Source organism: Mesorhizobium sp. M4A.F.Ca.ET.050.02.1.1 (assembly GCF_003997725.1).
Classification (GTDB): Bacteria; Pseudomonadota; Alphaproteobacteria; order Rhizobiales; family Rhizobiaceae; genus Mesorhizobium.
In genome coordinates this window covers 1-3432 of sequence record NZ_RZSG01000655.1, presented here as the reverse complement: position 1 = coordinate 3432, position 3432 = coordinate 1, and the positions used below count along the sequence as shown (strand labels likewise).

4 protein-coding genes are annotated in these 3432 nt (G+C 63.7%); 1 reads left to right on the top strand and 3 read right to left on the bottom strand.

Features of this window, described 5'->3' with window-relative positions:
• Positions 1 to 170: 170 nt before the first annotated feature.
• From EOA33_RS28785 to EOA33_RS28775, 3 genes are all read right to left on the bottom strand, one after another.
• Positions 171 to 863: a substrate-binding domain-containing protein gene (locus EOA33_RS28785; protein WP_127407184.1), complete on the bottom strand. Its 693-nt coding sequence runs from the start codon at positions 861 to 863 to the stop codon at positions 171 to 173.
• Positions 864 to 983: 120 nt separating this feature from the next.
• Positions 984 to 1580: a YdeI/OmpD-associated family protein gene (locus EOA33_RS28780; protein ID WP_127407183.1), complete on the bottom strand. Its 597-nt coding sequence runs from the start codon at positions 1578 to 1580 to the stop codon at positions 984 to 986.
• A gap of 73 nt (positions 1581 to 1653) precedes the next feature.
• Positions 1654 to 2556, bottom strand: a complete 903-nt coding sequence (locus EOA33_RS28775; protein WP_126055255.1) for a S1C family serine protease — start codon at positions 2554 to 2556, stop codon at positions 1654 to 1656.
• A 222-nt stretch (positions 2557 to 2778) separates the two neighbouring features.
• On the opposite strand from EOA33_RS28775, the gene yghU reads away from it, so the two are divergent.
• Positions 2779 to 3432, top strand: a 654-nt coding sequence (yghU, locus tag EOA33_RS28770; RefSeq protein WP_127407182.1) for a glutathione-dependent disulfide-bond oxidoreductase, incomplete at its 3' end; no start/stop codon positions are given.

Sequence of the window (3432 nt, the reverse complement as noted above, 5' to 3'; positions counted from 1 at the left end):
GGATGATCCCGCTCCCCTCGGGATCATCCCTCCCCCGGAAACGCCGCCCCTCACCGGGCGGCGTTTTCGTTGGTTGGCTCGACACGGGCTGACTGCCGGCGTCAGCAGCCTGGCCAGGAAGGCACTCATCAGACGATGCGATGAGCCGATTGCTACTTATCAAGCACGCTTTAGTGTCGCTCGATGCCCTTCGCCGCCAGGATGCCATCGACGGCTGGCGACATCAGAAATTCCGACAGTTGCCTGGCAGCTTCCGCGTCCGTTGAATGGGCGCTGATGCCGATGGCGAAGTCAATGTAACTTTGGAGTTCTGCCGGAAACCGCCCGACAAGCATGACCTCGGGAGCGGCGGCGAGAATCGAAGTCACAGGCACCACCCCCAGCTCGGCTTCCCCTCGGCCTACGGCCGGCGCTGTCTGCCCTCCTGGTATGGCCACCAGCCTAGGCTTCACCTCATCGGATATTCCCAAGCGTTCCAGCAAACCGGAGAAGTAGCCACCGCTGGTCCCGTCACTGGCGTAAGCGATTGATCTGGCGCTCTTCAACGCATGTCCGAATGCTTGCACGGACCCAATATCGAGCGCTCGACTGCCTGCCTTGGCCGCCACCCCCATTGCTATCCGGCCAAACGCGACCTGGCTTCCCGCCCTGACCTTTCCCAGGGCGGTCAGATCCTCAACCAGGTGCGGATTGGTGATGACGAGGTCAAAAGGCTCCCCGGCCTCAATCTGCTTCTTTACCGTCGGATTGAGTTCCCACTTGACTGCAACATTGAATCCTGTGGCCGTTTCGAACCGGGATACGAGAGAAAGGACGGCGGGGCGAACCGCAATTGCGCCAAAAAGCCGGATGTCCTGGTTCATGGCCTGACCTGAAATCGCTCGAGACGACCTTCCTTATAGTACGCATCCAAGCCTGCGCTCCAGGGTCCGGCAATTCTTTACTCTGCCTTCGTGCCGACCTCCACTTTGGCGTGACGCGCTCTAAGCCCGCTTTTGCGGATGGATCGTCTCGCCGCGCTTCAGCATCTCGACGAGGTCGGCGATTTTCTTCCGGCGGCCGGCCTCGGTCTTCATGTTGTGGGTGCGGAAGGTGAGCGCGAAGCGGTTCTGGGCGCTGAGCCCAGCCAGCATCGCCTTCGCCTTCGGATCGGCGTCGATGGCGGCCTGCAGATCCGGCGGGATGGTCATTTCCTTGGCCGAATAGGCGCGCGCCCAGCGGCCGTCGGCCTTGGCCGCCTCGACTTGCCTTAGCCCATGTTCGGTCATGCGGCCCGCCTCGACCAGGCGGGCGACATTGTCGACGTTGATCCTGCTCCAGGTGCTCTTTTTGCCGCGCGGCGTATAGCGCTGCAGGTAGCTCTTGTCGTCCAGGCTCTTGCGCACCGCGTCGATCCAGCCGAAGCACAGCACGACGTCGATGGCCTGCTTCGGCGTGATCGAGGGCAGGCCGGAACCGACCTTGTGTAGCTTGATCCAGACCTCGGTCTCGCTGGCGTGGTGACGGGCGAGCCAGGCACGGAAGCGCCCGGGATCGGCGAATTCATGCACCTTGCCGGGATCGACTTTCACGGGCGGCATCAGACGGATCCTCGTTGCGCAGCGCCGAAACTGCCGATCTCCCCCCTTCTGGAGGAGATCGGCAGCTTCAACCTCACTGCAGATGCGGCTTCCTGAGAAAGCTGTTGCGGTCGGCGGATTTCACGCGGAGCCAGGTTTCGCGGCCGTCGCGCACCACTCTGAGCGGGATTTCGGAGCCGGCCGGGTTCTGCCAGAGCTTGCGGTAGAAGTCTGCCAGCCCGTCGACCTCGCCATCCCTGACATCGGAGATGATGTCGCCCTGGCGCAGGCCGGCCTCGGCGGCGGGGCCGCCTTCGGTGACGCTCATCACCACCACCACGCCGTTCGACTCAGCCGAGAAGGCGCCAAGCCACGGGCGCGGCGGTTTCGCCACCTGGCCGCGGGTCAGGAGATCGTCGAGGATCGGCGGCAGAAGGTTGATCGGCACGATCATGTTGATGTCGGCAACCTCGCCGGCACGGCTCATCTGCAGGCGCAGCGACCCGACCCCGAGCAGGTTGCCGACCTTGTCGAACAGCGCCGCCCCGCCCCAGGAAGGATGAGCCGGCGCGATGAAGATCGCCTCGTCGAGCAGGTATTCCCAATAGCCGGCGAATTCCTGCTTGGTGACGATATGGGCGCGAACGCTCTGGCCGATGCCGTCGACCAGCGACACGGCATCGCCAACGCTGGCCTTGTGGGCATCGCCCAACGCCACCGCAGGCAGGCCGAGCGGCGACAGCGCCTGCACCAGGCCGAAACCCGATTCCTGGTCGTAGGCTAGCGCATGCGCGGGCACGACGCGGCCGTCCTGGTCGGTCAGCCAGACCTCCTCGGCCTCAGTGATGAGATAGCCGATGGTCAGCACCAGCCCATCGTCGCGGATGACGACGCCGCTGCCCTCGCGGCGCGTGCCCAGCGTGTTGGCGGTGAAGGCATCGTCCGGAACCGTGGCGCGGACGGCCACGACGGAGCGCGAGATTTGTTCGAGGGTCATCGGTTCATCCTGGGGGGGTCGGTTTCTTCTATAGGTATGGCGGATGGGGTGAGGCGCAAGGGTTGCCTTTCCCTCTTCCCTTGGGAAGAGCTCAGCAGCGCTGGCCCAGATAATAGTTCAACAAATTTTGGACTTCCCTATTTGACGCGCGCCCGGTCGCACCTAAGTTTAGCTCGAACCGACCGATCAATCCGCGCCCCCGCCAACCCTCAAGGCTCCCCCATGAACCAATACACCCCGCCGAAAGTCTGGACCTGGAACAAGCCGAATGGCGGCACTTTCGCCAGCATCAACCGGCCGATCGCCGGCCCGACGCATGACAAGGAACTGCCGGTCGGCAAGCACCCTCTGCAGCTCTATTCGCTGGCCACGCCCAACGGCCAGAAGGTGACGATCATGCTGGAGGAGCTTCTGGCGCTGGGCCACAAGGGTGCCGAGTACGACGCCTGGCTGATCCGGATCAACGAAGGCGACCAGTTCGCCAGCGGCTTCGTCGAGGTCAATCCCAACTCCAAGATCCCGGCGCTGATGGACCGCAGCGGCGAGAAGCCGATCCGTGTCTTCGAATCCGGCTCGATCCTGACCTATCTGGCGGAAAAGTTTGGCGCATTCTTACCGAAGGATCCGGCGGCACGGGCCGAAACCTTCTCCTGGCTGTTCTGGCAGATGGGCTCGGCGCCCTACCTCGGCGGCGGCTTCGGCCATTTCTACGCCTATGCGCCGGAAAAGATCGAGTATGCGATCGACCGCTTCGCTATGGAGACCAAGCGGCAGATGGACGTGCTCGACCGCAGGCTGGCGGAGAGCGAGTACCTCGCCGGACCGGACTACACGATTGCCGACATGGCGGTGTGGCCCTGGTATGGCGGGCTCGCC